Source organism: Acuticoccus kandeliae (assembly GCF_003073115.1).
In genome coordinates, this window is sequence record NZ_QBBV01000002.1 from 459138 (window position 1) to 483675 (window position 24538).

Genomic DNA, 24538 nt, shown 5'->3' on the forward strand with positions numbered 1-24538 from the left:
GGGGGACGTGACGACCATGCGACCTCTTGCGGGAAGCGATCATCCGGAACGGATGCGACGCAACGACCGGAAAGAAAGCAATCCGGAAGATTTCGCAAGAGGTTTATCGAGAGATTGGCCGGAGCGGCGCGCAATTGCCGCTCCGGTCGGACTTGGTCTCAGACGAGGACGACGTCGCCCGGATCGAACGCGACATTGATACCGGCGCCGATCAGGGTGATGGAGCCGTCGGCGCCGAAATCGAACACGCCGCGGGCGATGAACGATTCGTAGGCGTCTTCGAGCTCTTGCTCGGTGAAGGTCGAGTTCACGAAGACGATCGTGTCCTCGAACGGGTTGAAGATCACCGTGTCGTTGCCGATGGGGTTCGCGAAGTCGAACACGATCGTGTCTTCGTCCGGCCCGCCATTGATGAAGTCGTCGCCCTCGCCGCCGTTGATCTCGTCGTCGCCGGCCTGACCGAAGAGGCGGTCATTGCCCTCCCCGCCGAGGATCACGTCGTCGCCGTTGACGCCACGCAGCACGTCGTTGCCGCTGAAGCCTTCGAGGCTGTCATTGTTGGAGCCGGCGAACATGCGGTCGTTGTCGTCGCTGCCGATATAGTAGCCGGCCTCGCCCGCATGGGTGGGGATGCGCGACGCGTTCACGGTGCCGGCATAGTCGTCGACCACGACGAAGGACTGGCGGTCCATCTCGTCATAGAATTCGGACGCCAGAATGCGGCTGATCCCGTCGATATAATTCGGGATGTTGTGGGTCATGAGGAGATTGAGCGCGACGTCGGCAATCTCTTCGATGGTCGATCCGGACGAGGGCTCCGGCAGCAGGAAATCGAGATTGTAGTAGACGATGTTGTTCGTCGTCGTCGGGAAGTCGTGGTCATCCTCCACGGACTTGAAGACGTCGTCGTTCTCGTAGCCGATGTTGAGGATGTTCGCGTCATCCTCGAAGATCTCCGGCGTCGCGAAGGAGACGTAGACCGCGTCCTCGAACGCGCCGTCATAGCGGGTCTCGGCGACATCCTCGAGTTCGTTCACCGCCGACGCGCCGAGGCTGTGGCCGGTGATCCAGACTTCCTCGATCCCGTTTTCCGGAATGGCGATATAGTCCGCCACCGCTTCCATGAGTGCATCGAAGTTCGCGATATACTCGTCGCTGTTCGCGATCTCGGTATAGAGCAGCGTCTCCCAAAGGCTTTCGGTGCCCTGGAAGGACACGGTGAGGACACCGTCCTTGACCATGACGCGCGCGGCTGCCGCAAAATAGGAGTCGATGCCGCCGACGAAATAATTCCCGACGAAGAAACCGTCGCTGATGCTGCCGGTATAATTGAGATCAGCCCCGGTCAGCGTCTGCCAACCGGCCGGCGCGTCACCCGATACACCCGGAAGGCGATTGGGTTCATAGGCGGCCTGCGCCAGCTCGACGAAAGTGAAAATATCCTCTTTCGTGAGGTCTTGAAAATCGAAGATGCCCATGGGACCGCTGCACTCCTGCCTGTTCTATGAATGTTCGATCTTCTTGATACGCGGACCAGGACGAGATGACTTCTCTGGTTGCAGCGAAAACTCATATTTCATCGCGACTTATTCAGTCAAGTTCAGACAAGACGTGTCACAGTGAGTAGTCAGCTAAAGATTGACGAAGAATAAGATTGTGCGCGTTCGAGCAATGATTGCAACGCTGCAGCGCCGCGCGGCTTCGGGCCGCGCGACCGGAGGGTGACGCGCCCGTCCGCCTCCCTTAGGAATTTGCAGCGACATTGTGTGACACGCGCCGTCCGGCCGCCGGGCGGCGGCGTGCATGGAGAGTGTGATGAAGTACGCGAAGCGGGCGCTGGCGATCGAACCTTTCTTCGTCATGGAGGTCGGCAAGCGCGCCGCGGCGCTCGAGGCGGCCGGCCACCATGTGATCAAGCTGAACATCGGCGAGCCCGATTTCGGCGCGCCGCCCGCCGTGCTGGAGGCGATGCAGGCGGTCGCGCGCGGGGGGCAGCTTCCCTACACGGCCGCGCTCGGCCTGCCGGCGCTGCGCGAGGCGATCGCGGGCTTCTACCAGCGCGCGCACGGCCTTTCGGTCGACCCCGAGCGGGTGATCGTCACCGCCGGGGCGTCGGCGGCCCTCCTCCTCCTCACCGCCGCGCTCGTCGATCCGGGGGACGAGGTGATCGTCGGCGACCCGTCCTACCCCTGCAACCGCCACTTTCTCACCGGCTTCGGCGCGGACGTGCGGCTCCTGCCGACGACGCCCGCCTCCCGCTTCCAGCTCGGTAGCGCGGAGGTGAAGCGGCATTGGACCGACCGCACGCGCGGGCTGATGATCGCGACCCCGTCGAACCCGACCGGCACCTCGATCCTCCCCGCCGAACTCGCCGAGATCTGCGCCTTCGCGCGCGAGCGGGACGCGTGGCGGCTTGTCGACGAGATCTATCTCAACCTCAGCGACGACGCGGCCGACGGGACGCCGGCGCAGAGCGTGCTCGCGGTGGATCCGGACGCGCTCGTGATCAACAGCTTCTCGAAATATTTCGGGATGACCGGCTGGCGGCTCGGCTGGTGCGTGGTGCCGCAGGAGATGGTGCCGGTGATGGAGCCGCTCGCGCAGAATTATTATATCTGCGCCTCGACGCCGGCGCAGATGGCGGCGCTCGCCTGCTTCACGCCGGAATCGATCGCGGTGTGCGAGGCGCGCCGGGCCGAGTTCGGCCGCCGCCGCGCCTTCGTCCTCCAGAAGCTCGCCGAGATCGGGCTCGACGTGCCGGTCCCGCCGGACGGGGCCTTCTATGTCTATATCGACGTGACGCGCACCGGGCTCGACGCGATGGAATTCTGCGCGCGTGTCCTCGATGAGGCCCACGTTGCGCTGACGCCCGGCAAGGATTTCGGGAGCGCGGGGACGAGCCACACCGTCCGCCTCTCCTACGCGAACTCGATGGAGGAGCTCGGCGAGGGGCTGGAGCGGGTCGGCCGCTTCCTCGCGACCCTCCCCGCCTTCCAGGGCGGGACGCAGATCCCGGCCTGACGGATGGTCGCCCGCGGACGGCCTAAAGGGATGGATGCCCGCGGGGGCTAAAGGAATGGACGCCCGCGAGCGGGCGTCTGGTGCCGTTTAGACGAAGAGCTCGGCGTAGGTGTAGGTGCCGTCCGCGAACTCGAAATACTCAACGTCGGAGACCGCGATGTCGGTGCTGCCGCCATCGGCGATCGTCCCGGCGTTCGGGTCGGTCGCGGTGAAGAGATAGTCCTCGGACATCCCCGACAGGATGAGGGTGTCGACGTCCGCCCCGCCATCGACCGTGCCCGAGCCGCTGTGCAGGTCGAAGACATCGTCGCCGTCGCCGCCCTCGAGCGTCGTGTTGTAGATGCCGCCCGCGGCGCCGCGCGTCATCACGCTGTCATTGCCCTCGCCGAGATCGATCGTCACGTCCGTCATGCCGAACGAGTTGCCGGACGGCTCCTCAGGCTCGCCGCCGATGAACTTCGCGCCCTTGGCGATGACGGTGTCGTCGCCCGCCCCCATGTCGATGTCCGCGAGCGCGATGCCCGCGGCGAAGGCGAGGCTCGCCTCCGGGTTCACGATCTTGGCGATCGCGGAGAGGACGTCGTCCCCCTCGCCGGTGGAAATCGTCTCGCCCTCGATGCCGGTGATCGCGGCGGAGGCGGAGGTGACGCTGCCGGCCTCGCCGAAGAGGGCGAGGCGGGCGATCACGCGGTCGTTGCCTTCGCCGGTGTCGATCACGGATTCCAGCGCGAAATTGTGGTTCGAGTCCGCGTTCTCGCCGACACGGACCGTGAGCTTGCCCCGAATGAGGTCGTCGCCGCCGCCTGTGGTGATCGTCGAGTCCACGAAGGCGTTGGTCTCCGTCGCCATGCCGTTGTCGCCGACATTGACCTTCACCGTGCCGATGACGCGGTCCGCGCCTTCCCCGGTCTCGATGGTGGAGGAAAGCGCGCCGTAGACGTTGAGCGCGCTTGCGCCGTCGCCGCCCGTGAAGCTCGCGGTGGCGCGCACGAGGTCGGCATCATCGCCCGTCATGAGCGTCGCGTTGTCGAGGGCCACGACATAGTCGCTGCCGCCCTCATCGTCCGCCTTCACGATCGCGGTCGCGAGGATGCGGTCGTCCTCGGCACCGGTGTCGACGGTCTGGTACTGGATGCCGACGGCCTGGATGTTGGTGTGGCCGGTGGTCTTGGCGGTCGCGACAAGGCGGTCGCGCCCCTCGCCGCCGATCACGAGGCCGCTGATGACGTCGACATTTTCGTCGCCGATGAGGTTTCCGGCCGACAGCGCCGTGGTGACGACCGAGCCCGTCGTCTCGGCCCCCTGCTCGGCGATGGCGGTCGCGAAAAGCCAGTCATCCCCCTCGCCAAGGTCGATGGTGGCGCCGTTCTCGACGCCCATGACCATGACGAACCCGTCCGGCCCGGCGGCGACGTTCGCGGTCGCGAAGCCGGTGACGATATCGGCGTCGGGTCCGGTGTCGAACGCAACGAGCGCCTTCTCGGGCGCGATGACCCGCAGGCCCGCGGCATAATAATTCGGCGCGGTCGCGTTCACCTCGAGGTCGAGCGTGCCGGTGAGGATGTCGAGCCCCCAGCCGCTGGAGAAGGACTGGCTGAGGTCGAAGCCCGCGAACTCGGCGATCCCGTCAGAATCGGCGAAGGCGGTGAGGCTGCCGGTGACGACGTCGATCCCCGGAAGGGTCCGCACCTCGCGCACGTTGCTGGTGAGGCCGGCATAAATGCCGTCCTCGATCGTGCCGGTGATCTCGTTCTTCGCCTCGCCGATATCGTCGAGGACGGTGAAGCGGAAGGTGCTGAGCTCGGCGCCGCCCGCGCCCACGATATTGATGGCCATTGTCGGCTCCCGTCATGCGCATCTGTGCGCGGCGCTGTCGCGGCGCGCGTTGTTCCTGCGGCGGGAGGACGACGGGTCCGTGACCCGATCCAAGGAGAGATCGTCCAACGCGGCCGCTTACATCGCGGCAAACATTGGGGCGGATGAATCGGTTTTGAAATCCGGAAAACGTCGGAAATCCTGAGAAACAAGTCTCTTCGCGAACACGAGCGAAATCAGTTCGTTGGAATTTTATCCAGCGCGCAAAGGGGTTTTGGCATGATGCCGGGGCTCGCGTCGCGGCGGCGGCGCGCGACGTCCGGCCTTTGCGGGGCGAGCGGGGCTCAGTGGGACTTGTAGAAGTCCTTCTCCCACTCGCGGTGCTTTTTCACCGGCTCGGTGACGAACGGCATGTGCTTCGCGACGCGCAGGATCGCCTCGTTCAACTTGCGCAGCCCCGTCGGCAGCGGGCGATGCACGTCGATGAGGAGGACCACCCGCACCCCGTCCGTGTCGTTCCAGACCTCGTGGCGGTAGGTGTCGTCGAACACCACGCACTGGCCTTCCTTCCAGTGGACCATCTCGTCACCCACCGACATGCGGACCTTCTCGCTCGGCTCCGGCACGATGAGGGCGAGATGGGCGCGGATCAGCCCCTTATAGACGCCGCGATGGGCGGAGATGTGCGAGCCGGGCGCGAGGATTGAGAAAAATGCAATTTCGCAGTTGGGGATGGCGTCGACGAGCTTCGCCGTCTCCGGGCAGCGGGCGCAATTGTTGTCCGCTCGCAGACCGTAGGCTTGGAAGAAATAGGTCTTCCAACCATCGGTCTTGATGATCTTTCGCTGGGTCTTTGAGATATATTGCATCGTCGGGAGGTCGCCGGTCTGCGGCAATACGCTCTCAAGCTCACGACGAATGGTCTGCCAATTCTTCTCCAGTTCCGCGACCCAAGGGAAATCCTTGCTGTCGTGGATCGGCTTGTCGCCCACCAGCGAGCCCCGGCCCATCACCTCTTCAAGCTTTACGGTGGCCGCCTTGCCGGGCCAGTTGACGGCCTTCTTGAAGCGGTCGCGCAGGGTCAGCGGGCGCTTCGGTTTCGCGGGCGCAACGGTTCGTTGCATGAAAGTCGCCTCGTGTGCGTGAAGATTTTAATCACACCAGCCGTCGCCCGCCGCGTCAACTGCTTCGGGGGCATTCCTGACAACGTGATCGCACCGGATTGCAGCAAGGCGCGTGGGCGCGATAATCCTGCCGCAGCGAGAGGCGCGGCGGGCGCGCGAAGCGGAAACGGAAGAGTGCCATGAGTGCCGACGTCGCGATCATCGGAGCCGGCATTGTCGGCCTCTCGGCCGCCTTCGCGCTGATCGAGCGCGGGCGGCGCGTGACGGTGATCGAGCGGGGCGAGATCGCCAAGGGCGCGAGCTTCGGCAATGCCGGCGGCTTCGCCTTCTCCGACGTGATGCCCCTCGCCTCGCCCGGCATCATGCGCAAGGCGCCGCGCTGGCTCGCCGATCCGGTCGGCCCCCTCTCGATCCCGCCCGCCTATCTCCCCGCGATCACGCCCTGGCTCTACCGCTTCTGGCGTGCGAGCCGGCCGGCGGCGGCCGAGCATTCGATGCGCGCACAGGTCACGATGATGCGCCTTGCCCGCGAGGAGACGCTGCGGCTGATGGAGGCGGCGGGGCTTTCGCACATGCTCGGCTCGGACGGCGCGCTCGAAGTCTATGAGGGCGCGCGCGAGTTCCAGGACTCGCTGCCCTCCTGGGCCGCGCGGGAGGCCGAAGGGGTCGAGTTCCGCCATGTCACCGGCGATGATCTCGCCGCGCTCCAGCCGGGCCTTGCCCCATCCTTCACGCACGGCACCTTCATCCCGACCTGGCGCTCGATCAGCGACCCCTACGATTACGCGAAGGCCGTCGGCGAGGCGGTCCGCGCGCGCGGCGGCAATTTCATGACGGCCGAGGCAACGGCGGTGGAGGCCGGGGGCAAGCCCGCCGTGCACCTTGCCGACGGGCGCGCGATCGAGGCGGATGCGGTCCTCGTCGCCTGCGGGGCCTGGTCGAAGCGGCTGACGGCCAGCCTCGGCGACCCGGTGCCCCTCGAGACCGAACGCGGCTACAACACCACGCTGCCGCCGGGGTCGTTCGACCTCAAGCGCCACATCACCTTCCCCGCCCACGGCTTCGTCATCACGCGCCTCACCTCGGGCATCCGCGTCGGCGGCGCGGTCGAGCTCGGCGGGCTCAGCCGTGCGCCGAATTTCGCGCGCTCGAAGGCGATGCTGCGGAAGGCGAAGCGCTTCCTGCCGGCGCTGGAGACGACGGGCGGCAGGGAGTGGATGGGCTTCCGCCCCTCGATGCCGGATTCATTGCCGGTGATCAGCCCCTCGCGGCGCGACCGGCGCATCGTCTACGCCTTCGGGCACGGCCATCTGGGCCTCACCCAGTCGGCCGCGACCGCGCGCCTCGTCGCCGACCTCGTGACGGGCGCGACGCCGCCGATCGACATCGCCCCCTTCGCCGCCGCCCGCTTCTGGTGAGGCTCGCCTAGTCCTCCACGTGGTCGTGGCCGCCGACGCGGCCCGGCCGCCAGTAGCCCTCCGCGGAGATGTTCGGCTTGTCGAGCCCGTTCGCGAGGAGGCTGTGGCGCTGGGCGCGGACCTCGCCCGTCTCGCCGACGAGGTAGGCGTGGAGGCGGCCTGAGGGCGCGTAGGCCGCGACGCGCGCCGTCACCGCCGCGCCGGGACGGGCGCCCGGCTCGCGCACCAGCCAGGCGATGTCGGCCTTCGCGGCGGTCGCCACCGGCTGGATCTCGTCCGCGGTCGCGACCTCGATGAACGCCTCGGCGCGCGCCTCCTCGGGGAGCGCCTCCAGCATCGACAGGACCGCCGGGAGCCCCGTCTCGTCCGCGCAGAAGAGGTGATGGGGCGCGCGCGGGTTGAGGACGACGCGGCCGCGCGGGCCGACTGCGCTGATCCGGTCACCCGCGCGCGCGGCACGGATCCAGCGGTTCGCCGGGGTGTCCCCGTGGAGGACGAAATCGATCGACATCAGCCGCGCCGCCGCGTCGATCGCGCGGATCGTGTAGTGGCGTGCGGCGGTCGACCCGTCCGCCTGCGGGAGCACGAGGATGAGGCTCTGGCCCGGCCGGTGGCGCAGATCCGCGACACCGGCCCCGGAGAGCCGCACGCGGCGCATGCGCGGCGTCACCTCCACCGTGTCCACCACGTCGAGATGATGGATCGCGCCGCGCGAGGCGAGCCGCTCCGAGACGGCGGGATACGCGCCCGCCGGTGCCACCCGCGCCGCCACATCTGGGCTCATGGTCATACCCTACTCCACATCACGCCGAACATCGCTCTTCATGCCACCATCTTGCGCGCGAAAGCAAATCGTCACAGTAAATCCTGAAAACGTGTCGCGGAATTGTTCCGAACACTTAGTAATGATTACAACAATCGTTCCAGGATCGAATTGATCTAATGAAGCACTACGAAGCACTCCTCGCCGGCGACACCTCGCGGCACAATGGCATGACCGACACGGGCGCGCCCGTCATCGTGACCTACACCTTCACGACCGGCGACGACCTGTGGGACGGGCTCGCCTATGCGAGCGAGGGCCTGCAGGATGCGGTGCGCCTCGCCGCGCGCACCATCCAGAAGGTCGCGGGCGTCCTCCTCATCGAGGTCGGGCCGGGCGCGGACGCGATGGTGAACATCGCCCTCAACACCTTCGGCACGGGCGAATCCTGGGCGGGCATCCCCGAGGTGAGCGCGAACCGGTCGCGCACCGTCGAGGACATCGCGATGTCCGACAATTATGCGAGCTTCGAGAAGGGCACGTTCGGCTTCGAGGTGCTCCTCCACGAGTTCGGCCATGCGCTCGGCCTCAAGCACCCGTTCGACGGGGAGCCCAACCTCCCCGACCATCTCGACAACACCAACAAGACGCTGATGAGCTACACGACGGCGGGCGGGGCGAAGACCCAGTACCGCACGCTCGACAAGCAGGCGCTCAAATATCTCTACGGCCCCTCGGACGGCCTCGACGGAGTGGAGGCGCATTTCGACGGCGCGACGAACACCCTCCACCTCCAGGGTACGTCGGGGGCGGACGTGCTGATCGGCGTCAACGACGCCAATGTCATCGCGGGCGGCGCGGGGGCGGACGAGATCTTCGGGCGCGACAGGGGCGACCTCCTCGCGGGCGGCGGCGGACGCGACCTGCTGTCGGGCCTGCGCGGCAACGACACGCTCACCGGCGGCGCGGGATCGGACACCCTCTCCGGCGGCCAGGGGCGCGACGTGCTCGACGGGGGCGGCGGCCATGACAGGCTCATGGGCGATGGCGGCCATGACACCCTTTCGGGCGGCAACGGGCGCGACACGCTGGAAGGCGGCGGCGGCCGCGATACGCTGGATGGCGGGGCCGGACGCGACAGCCTCGTCGGGGGCAAGGGGGCGGACATTTTCCTGTTCGCGGCGGGCCATGGCGAAGATGTCGTCGCCGACTTCCGGCCGGGCCAGGATGTCATCGACCTCACGGCGCTCGACCTCGCAATCGGCGCGGTCCTCTCGAACATCGTCGAGGCGGGCGAGGATCTCCTCCTCGTGACGGCGGACGGGTCCATCCGGTTCGAGGGGCTCGCCGGGACCAGCCTCGGGGCGGACGATTTCCTGGTCTAGGCGCGGCACCCCCTGCTAGGCTTTGGCCTTCGCCATCCGAACGGAAGAGATTCGTGCAGACGATCACAGTCGAGCCCCTCACGCCCGAGGCCTTCAAACCCTTCGGCGCCGTGGTGCCGCCGCCGACCAGCGCGGGCCGGCAATATTTCGAGGACGCGCTCGGCTCGCTCCGCGCCGACGCCTGGCCGAGCCTGTCGATCGCGCTGATCGAGAAGTCGGCGAACCTCCCCCTCGTCTGCACGAAGATGGAGCGGCACGAATTCTCCTCGCAGACCTTCGTGCCGATGGCGCCGACCGCCTACCTGATCCTCGTCGCGCCGCAGAACGCGGACGGGACCGGGCCGGACATGACGGGCGCGCGCGCCTTCGTCGCCGAAGGGCAGGTCGGCATCACCTACGCCCCCAATGTCTGGCACCATCCGATGACGGTGATCAGCCCGCCCGCCCAGTTCGCGATCACCATGTGGCGCGACGGGACGAAGGGCGACGAGGAGTTCGTCGACATCGAGCCGCTCACCGTCGTGCGCTGAGCGGATCGCCGGACCCGCGCGGTGGGCGGCCCGGCCGCATCGTCCCCGCCGGCCGCGCGGGATCCAACTCAGCTGTTCCCAAATGCAATTGATGTAGGTTAAAGTGGCAGTATTCTGCCACGGGGTGATTTGCATTGACCACCGACGTTGCGGCCGATCCCGCGACCGCGCTTCTCGTCGTCGATCTCCAGGTTGATTTCTGCGAAGGCGGTGCGCTCGCGGTCGCCGGCGGAAACGCCCTCATCGCCCCGGTCAACGGGCTCGCGCAGCGTTTCCGCACGGTGGTGCTCACGCAGGACTGGCACCCCGCCGACCACACCTCCTTCGCCTCGAACCACGCGGACGCCGCCCCCTTCAGCGAAATCACGATGCCCTACGGGCCGCAGGTCCTGTGGCCGGACCATTGCGTGTGGGACACCCACGGCGCCGCCTTCCACCCCGACCTCGACATTCCCCACGCGCGCCTCATCGTGCGCAAGGGCCAGCATCGCGAGATCGACAGCTACTCCGCCTTCTATGAGAATGACGGGGTGACGCCGACGGGCCTTGCCGGGGCGCTGCGCGAATGGGGGATCGAGCGGGTCGTCCTGTGCGGGATCGCGACGGATTTCTGCGTCGGCTGGTCCGCGCTCGATGCCCGAAAGCACGGCTTCGCGGCAACGATCATCGAGCCGCTGACGGCCGCCATCGACGTCGACGGCTCGCTGGACGCCACGCGGTCCGCCGCGCGGGAGTTCGGCGTCACGTGGTCACACGACTTCTGATTTAAAGGTTTCGTCGCTTTCATAAAAAGCAACCAAACCCTGGCTCGCTCGTTGACGACAGGACTGCAGGCTTTGATCAAACTTGGCGCCGCACATCTTTATGCACCCACCCCGGACGATCGCCCCCACACATAATCGCCATTTTCACGATCCATTTAAATGGTCTGACGAACGGAGTGCCCCATGAGGCTATATCAGGCCCTCGACACGTGCTTTCCGCGGTCCTTGTCGATGAAGATGTTCATGGTCGCCTTCGTCGGCACCCATGTTCCCTTGATCGCCGCGGTCGCCTTCGTGCTCCTGGACCGGGATGAGCCCGTCCCCGTCGCCTTCCTCGTCACCCTGCTCCTTGCCACCGTCGTCGGATCCGTCGTGACCATGGCGGGGCTGCGCTTCCTGCTGCGGCCGGTGATCTGGGCGAGCCGGGCGATGGAGAGCTATGCCGACCGCCGCCAGCTTCCGCGCCTGCCGCGCCACTTCCAGGACGAGGCCGGCATCCTGATGCGGCACACCCAGTCGATGATCGAGCACGCCGAGCGCACGATTACGCAGACCGAGCAGCTTGCCTCCCGCGACCCCCTCACCGGCCTCCTCAACCGGCGCGGCCTGCGCTCGGTGGAGGCGTTCACGCGGGTCGTGGAGAAGGTCCCGATCGTCATCCTCTTCGACCTCGACCACTTCAAGTCCATCAACGACACGCACGGCCATGATGTCGGCGACCGCGTCCTCGTCGGCGTCGCCCACGCGATCCGCGTCAGCACGCGCCCGGAGGACGTCTCGGCCCGCCTCGGCGGCGACGAGTTCGTGGTCTTCGCCCTGGTGGAGGCGTTCGAGGACGGGGCCGGCCTCGCCCAGCGCATCAGCGAGGAGATCGCCCGCACGGTGCGCGTCGCCGGGCGCGCGGTCACGATCTCGGCCGGCGTCGCCAAGATGCACCGCCGCCACGACAAGGACGCGATCGAGGATGCGATCGTGCGGGCCGACCGCGCCCTCTACCTCTCCAAGCGGAACGGACGCGGCCGCGTCCATGTGGACGAGGGCGAGGACGAGGTCGTCGCCTGAGCCCTCGCCCCGGCCCGCCAGGCGGCGGGCCGATCAGTTGGCCGCGGGAAGCCCGGTCCGGTCCGGATAGTTGGCGTCAAGCCGCATCGTGAAATAGTCGCCATAGCGGATGGGCGGATATTTGCCGGGCTGAAGGTCGGCGAATTGCGGCAGCGTTTCGATCATCGTGTCGAGGTTCGGGTCGAAGAACATCCCGATCGAGTAGCGGTCCTTCTCGTGCGACTTGTTCACGACGCGGTGCGGCGTGGAGTTGAACCGGTCGTTGGTCCAGCGGGCCAGAATGTCCCCGATATTGAGGATGAACGTGCCGCGAATATAGGGCGCGTCGATCCAGGTCCCGTCGACGCGCTGGACCTGGAGGCCGCCGACATCGTCCTGCGCGAGGATGGTGAGGAAGCCGTAATCGGTGTGGGGGTGGATCCCGTAGAGATCCTCCGGCCGGACGGCGGGCGCGGGCGTGTAGTGGATGAGGCGCAGCGCGGAAGCGGGCGGATCGAAGAGGCGGGTGAAGAAGCCGCGATCCTCGCCCACCGCGCGCGAGAAGGCCGGCAGCAGCGAAAGGCCGAGATTGCGTGTCGCCGTGTCGTAGCGGCGTACGGTCTCGATGAACCAGGGATCGTCCGGCCACTGGTTCGGGCCCTGGAGCGCCTTCCTCTCATAGTCCGGATGGTTCGGCGAAAGCTCGTGGCGGACGAAGAAGGATTCGAGCTGGTTCGGGTGACGCGCCGCCTCGAAGCGGGCCGACGATTTCAGCGTGGAGGAGGCGAAGGGCTGGTAGCCGCGGTGCCACCGGTTCTGCTTGACCGCGAGCTTCTCCGCCACCGGCTTGGCGTGGAAGCGCCGGTTCGCCTCGAACGCATCATCGATCATCGCCTGATCCACGCCGTGCCCGGCGAGGTAGAAGAAGCCCGTCGACGTGCAGGCGGCGAGGATCTGGTCCGCGACCCGCGCCTCGGCTGCCTCCTCACCCGCGAGCATCGCGGCGACGTCGATGATGGGGATTTCAGAGCCGTGATCCATTGAGGCTTCCTCTCGCTAAGGGGGAACGCGGGACGTCGATGGCGATGACGGCGGCGACGGACCGGCGGATGAACCAAATTTCATTCTTGCTGTAATGATAATGGTTGCAAGCGCCAAATCGTCAGCACACAATGGGTGCGGCGATTGGCGGTCCGGACCCGGCTCGCCTCCTGTCGATCGAGGATGCATGAGGTTCGGCTTCCGCGTCAATCGGAGCCCCGGCGGACGGGCGAATGGTCCGTAGGAGACGCGAGTTCATTTTTTGAGGAGGCTGTAATTGTGAGCCAGCGCGCAGGCAGCGGTGCTCCCTTCGCCGCAGCCCTCACACACGCCCATCACAGGATGGATGAAACCGACCCCGGCGAGACATGCGCCGGCGCGTCCGTCCTCGGCGGCGACGAGGCCGACGCCGCATTCGGCAACAAGATCCGCCAGCTTCGCAAGGAGCAGCGCCTGTCACTGAAGGACCTGTCGGAGCGCTCCGGCCTCTCGGTCGCCCTCATCAGCCAGGTGGAGCGCGGCCTCAACGCCCCGTCGATGCGATCGCTGCGCCAACTCGCCTCCGGGCTCGGCGTCAGCGTGCGCTCCCTCTTCTCCGGCGGCACCGAGCCCAGCGACTCGCCCGCCGCCGGCGCGATCGTGCGCTATCAGGACCGGCGCGTCCTCAATCTCGGCGCGTCCGACACCTTCATTGAGCTCCTGACCCCGCCCGACTTCGAGGGATTGCAGACCTTCCACTCCTACATCGCGCCGAACGGCGGCTCGTCGGTGGAGTATGATTCCCATGTCGGGACGGAGAGCGGCGTCGTCGTCGCCGGGCGGTTCGATCTGTGGCTCGACGGGGAGCGGCTGAGCCTCGGTCCCGGCGACAGCTTCTCCTTCAGCAGCCAGGTCCCGCACCGCTACCACAACCCCGGTAAAACGATGACCCAGGTCATCTGGGCGATCAGCCCGCCGATTTATTGAGCAGCAACCCGCGCCGAGGAGATGGTCATTCCGCTTAATATTCGATCATTATTTGTGAAATCTGACCAATATTCGAGCCACGTCGACGCGTGTCTGTCGTTGTGAATTTGATGAAATCTGATAATCGAAGAACGCTATGCGGTTAGTGTAATTCAATAGGATCGTCGTTGACGTCCGATATTGCGAAAGGTGTCGGGAAATTGCTCGGAGCGACAGCCATCACTGGTCGAACCCAGGCGATGTACTGGTTCTTGACGCTCGCGCCGTTCATCATTCTCCTGATCTTCTACATCTACCCGCTGTCGCGCGTCCTCACGATCAGCGTGACGGAGCCCACCTTCGGGCTCGGCAACTATGTCGGCATCTTCAAGAGCAGCGCGGTGTGGCGCGTCGTCGGCACGACCGCCTGGATCTGCGTCATCACCAGCGCGATCACGCTCGTCCTCGGCTATCTCCTCGCCTACGCGATCGTGCACGTCTCGGGGCGCTGGCAGTCGATCATGATGCTCGGCGTGCTCCTCTCCTTCTGGGTCAGCATCCTCATCCGCGCCTTCGCCTGGATCACGCTCCTCCAGACGCGCGGGCTCGTGAACGAGACGCTCATCGCGCTCGGCATCATCACCCAGCCGATCCCCTTCATCCGCAATGAGCTCGGCGTGGTGATCGGGATGGTCCACTACATGATCCCGTATGCCGCGCTGCCGCTGATCGCGAGCATGCGGGGGATCGACCGGCGGCTCGTACCGGCGGCGCGCGGCCTCGGCGCCTCGCCGCTCGAGGCATTCGCGCGCGTCTACCTGCCGCTCAGCATGCCCGGCCTCATCAGCGCGGGCATCCTCGTCTTCATCTTCTCGCTCGGCTTCTACATCACCCCCGCCCTCCTCGGCGGCGGGCGGGTGACGATGGTCGCCGAATACATCGCCCTCCAGGTCAACGAGACGCTCGCCTGGGGAATGGGGACGGCGCTGGCGTCGAGCCTCCTCATCATCGTCTTCCTGATGATCATCGTCCTCGGGCGCGTCGTGAAATTCCGCCAGCTCTTCGGGGCGGCGGCGTGATCGAGGCCGGCCGCGCCGGGCGCGGCTTCGCCCTCACGCTGGCGCTCGCCTGGCTGATCCTCCTCTTTCTCGTCCTGCCGATCTTCGTGGTCTTGCCGGTCTCCTTCTCGCCGGAGCGCTACCTCTCGCTCCCGACCGACACGCTCTCGCTGCGCCATTATCGCGAGCTCGTCACCGACGCGACGTGGCGCGAGAGCTTCCTCGACAGCCTCATCGTAGCGCTCGCGGCGGCGACGGGGGCGATCATTCTCGGCACGGCGTGCGCGATCGGCTGCTGGCGCCTCTCGACCCGCTTCACCGAGGCGATCCGCATCATCATGCTGACGCCGATGATCGTTCCGCCGATCGTCCACGCGCTCGGCATGTACCGGGTGTGGGTCGAGTTCGGGATGATCGACACCTATCCGGGCCTCATCATCGCCCACACGATGAAGGGGATCCCGTTCGTGGTGATCTCCGTCTCGGCCGTGCTCGCCAATTTCGACCCGCGCCTCGAACAGGCGGCGCGCAGCCTCGGGGCCGGGCCGCTCGGCGCGGTGCGCCTCGCGATCCTGCCGAACATCTGGCCCGGCATCTTTGCCGGCGGCGTCTTCGCCTTCGCCATCTCGTGGGACGAGATCGTCGTCGCCCTCTTCCTCACCCAGCGCGCCGTCTACACGCTGCCGCGAAAGATCTGGGACGGGATCCAGGACAATATCAGCCCGGCCGTCGCGGCGATCGGCGTCGTCCTCGTCGCCGCCACCATCGTCGCGGTGATCCTGAAGCTCCTGTGGGACCGCCGCATGGGCGCGCGCGCGGTGAAAGGGGCATGACCGGTGCGCGCTCCGAAACCTGCATCATCGCTGGAGACACGATGCATCGACCCGCGACCCCGCCCCGTCCCCGCCTTGCAGATCGTGACCGGTGAGGGAGGCAGCGTGGACGCGATGAGCCCGGCGCGCGGCAAGCATCCCATCTCGGTCGAGAACGTGACGAAGCGCTATGGCGCGCTCGCCGCGCTCGACGACGTCTCGATCGAGATCCGGAGCGGGGATTTCGTCACCCTCCTCGGCCCCTCCGGCTCCGGCAAGACGACGCTCCTCATGACGCTCGCGGGCTTCACCATCCCCGACTCCGGCACGGTGCGGATCGGGGAGCGCGTCATCACCGACCTTGCGCCGGAGAAGCGCGATTTCGGCATGGTCTTCCAGGGCTACGCGCTCTTCCCGCACCTGACGGTCGCCGGCAATGTCGGCTTTCCGCTGAAGGTGCGCCGCAGGCCGCGCGCCGAGATCGCGGCGCGCGTCGCGAAGGCGCTCGACCTCGTGCAGCTTGGCCACCTTGCCGAGCGGATGCCGCGCCAGCTCTCGGGCGGCCAGCAACAGCGCGTCGCGCTCGCCCGCGCGCTGGTGTTCGAGCCGGTGGTCCTCCTTCTCGACGAGCCGCTCTCCGCTCTCGACAAGAGCCTGCGCGCCGACCTTCAATGGGAGCTGCGCGACCTGCACCGCCGCCTCGGCATGACCTTCGTGTACGTCACGCACGACCAGGAGGAGGCGCTCTCGATGTCGGATGAGATCGCCATCATCCGCGCCGGCAAGATCGTCCAAAAGGGCGGCCCGGAGACGCTCTATGAGCGCCCCGCGACCCGTTTCGTCGCCGACTTCCTCGGCAAGAGCAACTTCATCGCCGGCACCGTCGCGGTGCGCGACGGGGTGCGGATCCTCGACGCCGGCGGCCACGCGATCCCGCTCGATCCCGCGATCGAGGCATCGCCCGGCGCGCCCCTCCTCCTCGCGGTCCGGCCGGAGAAGCTCGAAGTCTCGCTGACGCCGCCGCAGGAGCGTGTCCGGCTCGAAGGGACGCTGACCGACTGGAACTATGTCGGCTCCCTCATCCACTGCCGCGTGGAGACGGCGCTCGGCCATTTCCACGCCCAGCTCGCCGCATGGCGCTCGCACATCGTGCTGACACGGGGCGGGACGGTCTGGCTCGGGTGGGAGCCCGAGGCGGCCGTCGCCGTCCTCGACGACCGGTGAGCGCGATGCCCGGCGCGCTCCCTTCGCTCCTTTGCCGCCGCGACGGGCACGCGGCGCCCGCCACCCACGTCCTTTCGTCAACCAGACCCAAACAGGATGTTCACCATGTCTAAATTGCACGTGCCATCGTTCGCTGAGGACTGTGTCGATCTCTTGCGGCAGACGACGGACGGAAAGGCCGTCAACCGCCGCAGCTTCCTGACCTTGTGCGGCGTCCTCGGCGTCTCGGCCGGGATGTTCCGCTTCTCGCCCGCGCTCGCGGCCGACAAGGAGATCGTCCTCGTCAACTGGGGCGGCGATGCAGTCACCGCGATGACCGAGGCGTTCGCCAAGCCCTTCATGGCCGCCAACGCCGGCACGGAGGTCTTCGTCGACGGCGCCGGGCCCTCCTCCGGCAAGGTGAAGGCGATGGTGGAGAGCGGCAGCGTCACCTGGGACGTCGCCGACCGCAACATCCCGGCCTCGCTCGAGCTCGGCCGCCAGGGGCTCCTGGAGGAGATCGACTACACGATCGTCGACAAGTCGAAGGTGCGCCCGGAGCATGCCGGGCAGTGGGGTGTCGGCAACTACATCTTCTCCAACGTGCTCACCTGGGACACCGCCGCCTTCCCGGACAAGGCGCCCTCGACCTGGGCCGACTTCTGGAACGTGAAGGACTTCCCCGGCCGCCGCGCGCTGCGCAAGCACATCGACGGGCAGCTCGAGGCCGCGCTCCTCGCCGACGGCGTCGCGCCGGCGGACATCTACCCGATCGACGTCGACCGTGCGCTCGAGAAGATCAAGGAGATCAAGGAGCACACGATCTTCTGGGGCTCGGGCGCTGAGAGCCAGCAGATCTTCCGCGACCGCGAGGTCGTGATGGGCAACCTCTTCAACACGCGCGCCTCGGTCGTGCGCCGCGAGACGGATGCGGCGATCGAGTTCACCTACAATCAGGGCATCGTGTGGCCGGGCGCCTGGATCGTCATGAAGAACAATCCGGCCGGCAAGGACGTCTTCAAGCTGATCGCCTCGACGCAGGATCCGGCGCAGCAGATCGTCCTCTTCGAGCTTCTGGGGAACGGGCCGATCAACCCGGCCGCCGCCGCCCTCGTCCCGGATGAGCTGAAGCCGTTGGATCCGGGTTCGCCCGAGAACTACGCCAAGCAGATCCCGGCGGACGGCGAGTGGTACGCCGACAACAGCGCCACCGTCCTCAACCGCTATATCGAGGCGATCTCCTGATCGCACCGAACCCACGACGGCCGGGGCACCGCCCCGGCCTCTCTCCCGCGTGAACAGGCCCCCTATGCAATCGCCCCCACAGATCATCCGCCACGGGCTCGTCCTGCGTCCGGAGGAAGACAGTGTCGACCGGAAGGACATCCTCGTCATCGACGGCCGGATCGCGGAGGTCGGGCAGCCGGGGATGGCCGCGCCGCCCGACGCGATCCTCGTCGACGCGTCGGACCAGCTCATCCATCCCGGCCTCGTCAACGGCCACACGCACGGCCACGGCCACTATTCGCGCGGGCTGACGGACGACATCACGCTGGAGCTGATCCTCGCAGCCGGCCCCTGGTTCGCGGGCCACCGCACGCACGAGGACAAGTATCTGTCGACCGCGATCGGCGCGGCGGAGATGGTGCTGAAGGGCTGCACCGCCTGCTACGACATGTTCATGGAGCTGCCGACGCCGACCCTCGACGGGCTGACGGCGGCGGGGCAGGCCTACACCGATATCGGGATGCGCGCCGTCATCGCGCCGATGGTCGCCGACTATCCCTTCTTCCGCGCGATCCCCGGCCTCTACGAGGCGCTGCCCGCCCCGCTCCAGAAGGAGATCGACGGCTCGGGCGCGCCGGGCGGGGAGGACATCCTGAAGCGCCTCGCCGAGATCGCGCGGGCCTGGCCGTTCGCGCAGGACCGGATCGCCCTCGCGATGGGGCCGACGATCCCGCTTCTCTGCACCGACGCCTTCATGAAGGGGTGCGTCTCGATCGCGCGCGAGCACGGGCTGATGATCCAGTCCCACCTCTCCGAATCGAAGGTGCAGGAGATCGCCGCCCAGCGCCGCTACGGGATGAGCCTCACCGCGCACCTTGACCGGCTCGACATCCTGGGGCCGGACCTTTCGGCCGCGCACGGGGTCTGGCTCGGCGACGAGGACATGGCGCGCCTTGGCGATGCCGGCGCCTCGGTCGTCCTCAACACCGGGAGCAACATGCGCCTCGGCTCCGGCCTGCCGCACATGCGCCGCCTCCTCGACAAGGGCGTCAATGTCGGCATCGGGACCGACGCGTCGAGCTGCTCGGACAATCAGAACATGTACGAGGCGATGCGCCTCGCCGCCTATGTCTCGCACGTCTACGACAACGACTACCGCCAGTGGGTGTCGAGCCAGGAGGCCGCGCAGGCGGCGACCGAGGGCAGCGCCCAGGCGCTCGGCATGCCCAATATCGGCAAGGTGGCGGCGGGCTATTATGCCGACCTCGTGTTCCTGGACCTTTCCTGGATCCACTACATGCCGCTGCGCAACGCGCTGAACCAGTTCGTGCAGGCGGAGGATTCCACGGGCGTCCTCCACGTCATGATCGACGGCAAGTGGGTCGTGCGCGAGCGCAAGCTCGTCAATTTCGACCTTGCCCATCTGCGCCCGAAGGTAAGAGCGGCGATCGACCGGATCGACACGCTGACGGCGACGAACCGGGCGGTCTTCCGCCAAATGCAGCCGATCGTCGGCACCTATTGCGCGGGCCTCGCGTGCGAGGCGCACCACGTCCACCGCTTCGCCGGTATGCCCGGCCGCGAATGACGGCGCGGGGCCTTCCCGCGTCGCCTCCCTTTCTCATCACCAACGAGGCGCCCCGTGCCTTTCCCCTACATCCTCACCGACAGTCACCGCGACATCCCCCTCTATGAGGAGCTGACCTCGCCGGATGTCGCCGCCGCGGCGGCCGCCGGCGCGCACGTCATCATCTCGACCGGCGCGACCGAGCAGCATGGCGGCCACCTCCCCCTCGGCACCGACACCTACCAGTGCCTGGAATTCGCCAAGCGCGCGGCCTACGACCTCAACAAGGCGGGCGTGCCCGTCCTCGTCGGCCCGTCGATCCCGTTCGGGCCGAGCCCGCTCCTCACCGAATCGCCGAAGGTCTTCGCCGGCACCATCAACGTGTCGCCCGAGACGCTGCGGCGCCTCACCGAGGAGGTGGTGCGCGAGATCGTCTCGCACGGCTTCAGGGTGGTCTATCTCATATGCGGCCACGCCGAGAGCGACCCCGTCCTCCAGCTCGTCGCGAAGGCGGTGTCGGAGACGACGGACGCGAGCGTCCTCACCCTCCAATGGCTCGTCGGCATCCGCGAGAAGTACAAGGGCGTGATGCGCTCGCCGCGCCCGCAGAGCCATGCAGGCGAAGGCGAGACGGCGCGCATGCTCGTCACCGCGCCGCATCTCGTGCGGCTCGGTGAGGCGGCGAGCTATCACCCCAGCCTGCCGACCGACCCCGCGCCGGAGGACCGCGCGCCCTATCTCGGCGGCGCGATCGGCCGCTACAAATACCCGCCCCACGTCTTCGCGAACTTCGAGGACGGCATCTGGGGCGACCCCGCCAACGCCACGGCGGAGGTCGGCGAGACGTCCTATCGGCTGATCAACGACTGGCTGTGCGAGGCGATCCGGAAGGAGTACGCTCTGTGGAAGGACGTCCCGCGCTGAGGGATCGGTCCGGACGAATGTGCGAAGCGTCGCCGTCGGCCCATGAGGGTTGACGGGGCGCGCCGTCGGGGAATGCTGACCCGAGACGGTTGAACAGGATCCTCCCCGCGATGCTCGATTTCACTTCCGCCCCGATGGCCCGGCAGATCACACTGCGCACGGTGATGCGGACGGCGATGGAGCAAGGGCCGATCTCGCGCGCGGAGCTTGCGCGCCTGACGGGACTGTCCAAGCAGACGATGTCGGAGGTGTTCCGCACGCTGGAGGAAGGGGGCTGGCTGGAGGTGACGGGCCACGCGAGGGGTTCTGTCGGCCGCAGCGCGACGCTCTACGAGGTCCAGCCCCGCCGCGCCCTCGTCTTCGGCGCCGATGTCGGCGGGACGAAGATCGAGGCCGCCCTCGCCGACATGAACGGCGCGCTCGTCGCGGAGACGACGGAGGCAACCGACCCGCGCGGGGGCGAGCATGTGCTGGCGCAGATCGCCAATCTCTGCGACCGGCTCGTCGCCGAAGCCGAGATCCCGCGCGAACGCGTCGCCGTCGGCGCGGTCGGGGTGGCCGGCGCCTACAATCCCAAGACACGCGCGCTCGCGATGGTGCCGAACATCAGCGGCCTCGCGGGGCCCGATTTCGACGCCCGCCTCGCCCGCCATCTCGGCTTCGAGACCCTCGTCGACAATGACGTGAACATGGCGGCGAAGGGGGAGAAGTGGCGCGGCGCCGGGCGAAACCTCTCGAGCTTCGTCTTCATTGCGCTCGGCACCGGGATCGGGATGGGGATCATCAATGACGGGGAGATCGTGCGCGGGGCCCACGGGGCCGCCGGCGAGATCGCGACCCTGCCGATCGGCGCCGACCCGTTCGACGCGCGCACCTTCCACGCCGGCGCGCTCGAGACCTCGATCGGCAGCGCCGGCATCGGCGCCGACTATGCGGGCCGCACCGGCCAGGCGGACGTCAGCGTGCGCGAGATCATGGACCGTGCGCGCGCCGGCGAGGACGCGGCGCGCGCGACGGTCGACGCCGTCGGCCGCACGCTCGCAAGCGCGATCCTCGCGGTGTGCGCGGTGGTGGACCCGGAGCGGGTCGTCCTCGGCGGCAGCGTCGGCGCGCGCGAGGAGCTGCGGGCGCGCGTTCTCCATCACCTCGCGCTCTGCATGGCGAACCCGCCCCAGTGCACGATCAGCGCACTCGGCGGGCGCGCCGCCCTCTATGGCACGATCGCCCACAGCCTCGACCGGCTGCGCGATCACCTCTTCGCCCTTCGCGGGCACAATATCTGGGCCGCCTCGGCCGTCGCCGAGAGTGCGCGTTGAACCAACCGGCGATCCTGGTCGCCCCGACTGCGGACACGGCGGAGGCGGTGGTCGCGGAGCACTGCATCGCCGCGATCGCGGCACACCCCCGGATCGTGCTCGGCCTTGCGACCGGGCGCACGATGGTGGGGGTCTATGACAAGATCGTCGCCGGATGTGCGCGCGCGTCCCTCTCGCTGGCGGGCGTGACGACCTTCAATCTCGACGAATATTGCGGCCTCCCCGAGGGCCACCCGGCCTCCTTCCGCGCCTATATGCGCCGCCACCTCATCGACCGCACCGACATCGACCCCGCCCGCAGCCATGTCCCGATCGGTATCGACGGGGCGGGCTATGAGCGGCTGATCGCGATGGCGGGCGGCATCGACCTCCAGCTCCTGGGGATCGGGCGGAACGGGCATATCGGCTTCAACGAGCCGGGCTCGGCCATCACATCACGCACCCGCATCGTGACGCTCGCCCCGACGACCCTTGAGGACAATCGCGACGCCTTCGACGGATGCGCGCCAAGGGAGGCGATGACGATGGGGATCGCGACGATCCTCGGCGCGCGCGAAATCGTCCTCCTCGCGACCGGCCCCGCGAAGGCCGAGGCGCTCGCCGACGCGTTCGGCGGCCCAGTGCGCGCCGGCAACCCCGCATCGGCCCTCCAGCGCCACCCGCGCGTCACGGTCGTGTGCGACGCGGACGCCGCCGCTCGGCTCGACCCGGCGCTCCGCCAGATCGCGGCGACGCCCTGATTACTCCCCGAAGTGCGCCTTCACGCGGGCGATCTCGTCCGGCCCGATCGGCGGCGCGGTGACCGCGACCCAGGCGTCGATATAGTTCGCGGGCGAATATTCGTGGCCGTACCCGATCGGGACGGTGGTGGCGACGGCCATGTCGGCAGCCACCTGGAGGGCGGTGACGATCGGATACCAGCGGATCTCCTCGGCGACATCCGGCCCGCGCGGCGTTTTCAGCCAATCCGGCTCGCGCCACAGCATGTCGGGGCTGAAGAAGACGATCGGGTCGCTCGCATATTGGAGGTAGACGATCCGCATCGGCCCCCATTTCGCGTCCGGCAGGTCGAGCGCGTTCGTCTGGTTGGTGAAGCGGACGAGCATCCCCTCCTCGAACCGGGGCAGCCACGCGGGCGTCCCGTCATTGCGCTCGTCGGTGATCGCGGTGTGGACGGGGCTCGGAAAGGGCGGGCCGGCCCACAGCGCGCCATTATAGGGATCGCCGAGAAGCTCGTAGAAGCGGACGGACTGCTCGGAGCTGAAGGCGCCGAGGCTGAGGCCGTAGAGGTAGAGCTCCGGCCGCGCATCGTGGGGCAGCTCGGTCCAGTGGTCGTAGATCGCGCGGAAGAGGGCGCGGGCCGTGTTGGTGCCGTAGCCGGGCTCGAAGAGGAGCGAGAACGGGCTCTGCAGGTAGGAATATTGCATTGCCACCGTCGCGACGTCGCCGCGATGGAGATATTCGAGCGGCGCGATCGCGCCCTGGTCCATGAAGCCTGTCCCCGTCGGCACGGCGACGATGAGGACCTTGCGGTCGAACCCGCCGACGCGGATCAATTCGTCGAGCGCGATCGCGGCGCGGACCTCCGGGTCGTCGTCCGCGCCGAGGCCGACATAGACCCGGCGCGGCTCCGTCACCGCCCCGCCCCAGAAAGCTTCGAGGTCGGCGACGGGGGTCGCGCCGGAGACGAACTGGCGGCCGGCCGCGCCGAGCTCGCCCCAGTCGACGAGGGAGGGCGGGCTGCCGGAGACCATCGGGTCGGTCGGCGCCGGGGTGTCCGGGTCGATGAGGGAATCGAGCCGCGCGTAGAAGGCGTCGACAGCGCGCATCGTGGACGAGATCAGGATGCCGTCGATGGCGCTCGCGAAGAGCAGAATCGCGATCACGATTGCCGCCGTGACCGCGACGCGCTCGGGGATGATGCGCGTCAGCGCGCGCGCGACGAGGCGGAAGATCAGCTTGAAGATCCACCCGAGGAGGAAGAGGAGCGCCGCGGTCCCGAGCGCGACGAGCGAGACGGTGAGGGGATGGCTCGTCTCCAGCGGGGGAAGGCCCATCAGGATGCGGATCGCGTTCTGCCAGTCCGTCGACTTGGTGAGGGCGGCGGCAAGGAGCGCGAACCCCAGAAGCGCCGCGATCGTGCCGGCGATGCGCTGCGTGCGGCGCTTGACGAGCGGCAGGCCGAACCAGGCCCAAGTCGCGATCGCGACGACGCCGACCAGATAGCCGATCGAGAAGAGCGTGCCCCCGAGGACGCCCTGCATCCACGCCGCGCGCGGGATGAGGGAGGGCGTCAGCGAGGCGGCGAAGAGGACGAAGCCGAGAAAGAGCCCCGTGCCGGAGATCCAACGCGCCTCCCAGCGCACTTTCGTCTCGTCCAGCTCGCTCATATCAACCCCCGGCGCCGGTCCGCTCCGGTCTGGATCATCCCGCGTTCTGTCGCGCGGACAAGACGATCCAGCTCCTCGATGTCGAGCGGTGTGTTCTCGCTCCATTGATTCCAAGCGAGCGAGAGCCGGTCTAGCATGAACGAATTGGCGATGGGCAGCATCGATCCAACCCGCCACCACCCATGATGGGTGGC

Annotated in this window: 22 protein-coding genes; 15 read left to right on the plus strand and 7 right to left on the minus strand. The window is 67.7% G+C overall.

Annotated features, from left to right (window positions below):
- Nucleotides 1-158: 158 nt before the first annotated feature.
- Nucleotides 159-1478 carry a calcium-binding protein gene (locus DBV35_RS14860; protein ID WP_108661102.1) on the minus strand — a complete coding sequence of 440 codons (1320 nt, stop codon included), beginning with the start codon at nucleotides 1476-1478 and terminating at the stop codon, nucleotides 159-161.
- 337 nt (nucleotides 1479-1815) lie between these two features.
- Here DBV35_RS14860 and DBV35_RS14865 point away from each other — a divergent pair, with 337 nt between their 5' ends.
- Nucleotides 1816-3021: a pyridoxal phosphate-dependent aminotransferase gene (locus DBV35_RS14865; RefSeq protein WP_108661103.1), complete on the plus strand. Its 1206-nt coding sequence runs from the start codon at nucleotides 1816-1818 to the stop codon at nucleotides 3019-3021.
- Between the two features lie 87 nt (nucleotides 3022-3108).
- Here the strand turns inward: DBV35_RS14865 and DBV35_RS14870 are convergent, their stop codons facing one another.
- Complete coding sequence (locus tag DBV35_RS14870) at nucleotides 3109-4857, minus strand: hypothetical protein (protein ID WP_108661104.1); 1749 nt, start codon at nucleotides 4855-4857, stop codon at nucleotides 3109-3111.
- A 323-nt stretch (nucleotides 4858-5180) separates the two neighbouring features.
- Nucleotides 5181-5960 carry an aspartyl/asparaginyl beta-hydroxylase domain-containing protein gene (locus DBV35_RS14875; protein WP_108661105.1) on the minus strand — a complete coding sequence of 260 codons (780 nt, stop codon included), beginning with the start codon at nucleotides 5958-5960 and terminating at the stop codon, nucleotides 5181-5183.
- Nucleotides 5961-6139: 179 nt separating this feature from the next.
- Between DBV35_RS14875 and DBV35_RS14880 the strand changes: the two genes are divergently transcribed.
- On the plus strand, nucleotides 6140-7378 hold the full coding sequence (locus DBV35_RS14880; RefSeq protein ID WP_108661106.1) for an NAD(P)/FAD-dependent oxidoreductase: 1239 nt from the start codon (nucleotides 6140-6142) through the stop codon (nucleotides 7376-7378).
- Between the two features lie 7 nt (nucleotides 7379-7385).
- On the opposite strand, the gene DBV35_RS14885 is transcribed toward DBV35_RS14880, so the two are convergent.
- A complete protein-coding gene (locus tag DBV35_RS14885; protein ID WP_205648690.1) occupies nucleotides 7386-8168 on the minus strand; it encodes a siderophore-interacting protein in 783 nt (260 codons plus the stop codon).
- 152 nt (nucleotides 8169-8320) lie between these two features.
- Between DBV35_RS14885 and DBV35_RS14890 the strand changes: the two genes are divergently transcribed.
- The 4 genes from DBV35_RS14890 to DBV35_RS14905 all read left to right on the plus strand — a co-directional run bounded on the left by DBV35_RS14890 (nucleotide 8321) and on the right by DBV35_RS14905 (nucleotide 11882).
- Nucleotides 8321-9526: a hypothetical protein gene (locus DBV35_RS14890; RefSeq protein WP_108661107.1), complete on the plus strand. Its 1206-nt coding sequence runs from the start codon at nucleotides 8321-8323 to the stop codon at nucleotides 9524-9526.
- A gap of 53 nt (nucleotides 9527-9579) precedes the next feature.
- A complete protein-coding gene (locus DBV35_RS14895; RefSeq protein WP_108661108.1) occupies nucleotides 9580-10056 on the plus strand; it encodes an ureidoglycolate lyase in 477 nt (158 codons plus the stop codon).
- A 134-nt stretch (nucleotides 10057-10190) separates the two neighbouring features.
- Nucleotides 10191-10820 carry a bifunctional nicotinamidase/pyrazinamidase gene (gene pncA / locus DBV35_RS14900; RefSeq protein WP_108661109.1) on the plus strand — a complete coding sequence of 210 codons (630 nt, stop codon included), beginning with the start codon at nucleotides 10191-10193 and terminating at the stop codon, nucleotides 10818-10820.
- 183 nt (nucleotides 10821-11003) lie between these two features.
- On the plus strand, nucleotides 11004-11882 hold the full coding sequence (locus tag DBV35_RS14905; RefSeq protein ID WP_108661110.1) for a GGDEF domain-containing protein: 879 nt from the start codon (nucleotides 11004-11006) through the stop codon (nucleotides 11880-11882).
- A 33-nt stretch (nucleotides 11883-11915) separates the two neighbouring features.
- On the opposite strand, the gene DBV35_RS14910 is transcribed toward DBV35_RS14905, so the two are convergent.
- Nucleotides 11916-12902 (minus strand): isopenicillin N synthase family dioxygenase, encoded by a 987-nt coding sequence (locus DBV35_RS14910; RefSeq protein WP_108661111.1) that lies wholly within the window; start codon nucleotides 12900-12902, stop codon nucleotides 11916-11918.
- A gap of 279 nt (nucleotides 12903-13181) precedes the next feature.
- Between DBV35_RS14910 and DBV35_RS14915 the strand changes: the two genes are divergently transcribed.
- The 9 genes from DBV35_RS14915 to DBV35_RS14955 all read left to right on the plus strand — a co-directional run bounded on the left by DBV35_RS14915 (nucleotide 13182) and on the right by DBV35_RS14955 (nucleotide 22694).
- Nucleotides 13182-13868: a helix-turn-helix domain-containing protein gene (locus tag DBV35_RS14915; RefSeq protein ID WP_170134946.1), complete on the plus strand. Its 687-nt coding sequence runs from the start codon at nucleotides 13182-13184 to the stop codon at nucleotides 13866-13868.
- Between the two features lie 239 nt (nucleotides 13869-14107).
- On the plus strand, nucleotides 14108-14926 hold the full coding sequence (locus DBV35_RS14920) for an ABC transporter permease (protein ID WP_108661113.1): 819 nt from the start codon (nucleotides 14108-14110) through the stop codon (nucleotides 14924-14926).
- Nucleotides 14923-15738, plus strand: a complete 816-nt coding sequence (locus DBV35_RS14925; protein WP_211099986.1) for an ABC transporter permease — start codon at nucleotides 14923-14925, stop codon at nucleotides 15736-15738. Before DBV35_RS14920 ends, DBV35_RS14925 begins: the two co-directional genes overlap by 4 nt.
- A 114-nt stretch (nucleotides 15739-15852) precedes the next feature.
- Nucleotides 15853-16941 carry an ABC transporter ATP-binding protein gene (locus DBV35_RS14930; protein WP_108661957.1) on the plus strand — a complete coding sequence of 363 codons (1089 nt, stop codon included), beginning with the start codon at nucleotides 15853-15855 and terminating at the stop codon, nucleotides 16939-16941.
- Nucleotides 16942-17046: 105 nt separating this feature from the next.
- Nucleotides 17047-18165 (plus strand): ABC transporter substrate-binding protein, encoded by a 1119-nt coding sequence (locus DBV35_RS14935; protein WP_157961767.1) that lies wholly within the window; start codon nucleotides 17047-17049, stop codon nucleotides 18163-18165.
- Between the two features lie 64 nt (nucleotides 18166-18229).
- Entirely contained in the window at nucleotides 18230-19735 is a 1506-nt protein-coding gene (locus DBV35_RS14940; RefSeq protein ID WP_108661115.1) for an amidohydrolase family protein, read from the plus strand.
- Between the two features lie 54 nt (nucleotides 19736-19789).
- Entirely contained in the window at nucleotides 19790-20638 is an 849-nt protein-coding gene (locus DBV35_RS14945) for a creatininase family protein (protein ID WP_108661116.1), read from the plus strand.
- Nucleotides 20639-20748: 110 nt separating this feature from the next.
- Nucleotides 20749-21954: an ROK family transcriptional regulator gene (locus DBV35_RS14950; protein ID WP_108661117.1), complete on the plus strand. Its 1206-nt coding sequence runs from the start codon at nucleotides 20749-20751 to the stop codon at nucleotides 21952-21954.
- A complete protein-coding gene (locus DBV35_RS14955) occupies nucleotides 21951-22694 on the plus strand; it encodes a glucosamine-6-phosphate deaminase (protein ID WP_108661118.1) in 744 nt (247 codons plus the stop codon). The genes DBV35_RS14950 and DBV35_RS14955 overlap by 4 nt, the downstream gene beginning before the upstream one ends.
- Here DBV35_RS14955 and DBV35_RS14960 read toward each other — a convergent pair whose 3' ends face one another.
- Both DBV35_RS14960 and DBV35_RS30255 read right to left on the minus strand, forming a co-directional pair.
- Nucleotides 22695-24344 (minus strand): alpha/beta hydrolase, encoded by a 1650-nt coding sequence (locus tag DBV35_RS14960; protein ID WP_108661119.1) that lies wholly within the window; start codon nucleotides 24342-24344, stop codon nucleotides 22695-22697. It abuts the gene before it with no gap.
- A complete protein-coding gene (locus tag DBV35_RS30255) occupies nucleotides 24341-24505 on the minus strand; it encodes a hypothetical protein (protein WP_157961768.1) in 165 nt (54 codons plus the stop codon). The genes DBV35_RS14960 and DBV35_RS30255 overlap by 4 nt, the downstream gene beginning before the upstream one ends.
- Nucleotides 24506-24538 lie beyond the last annotated feature (33 nt).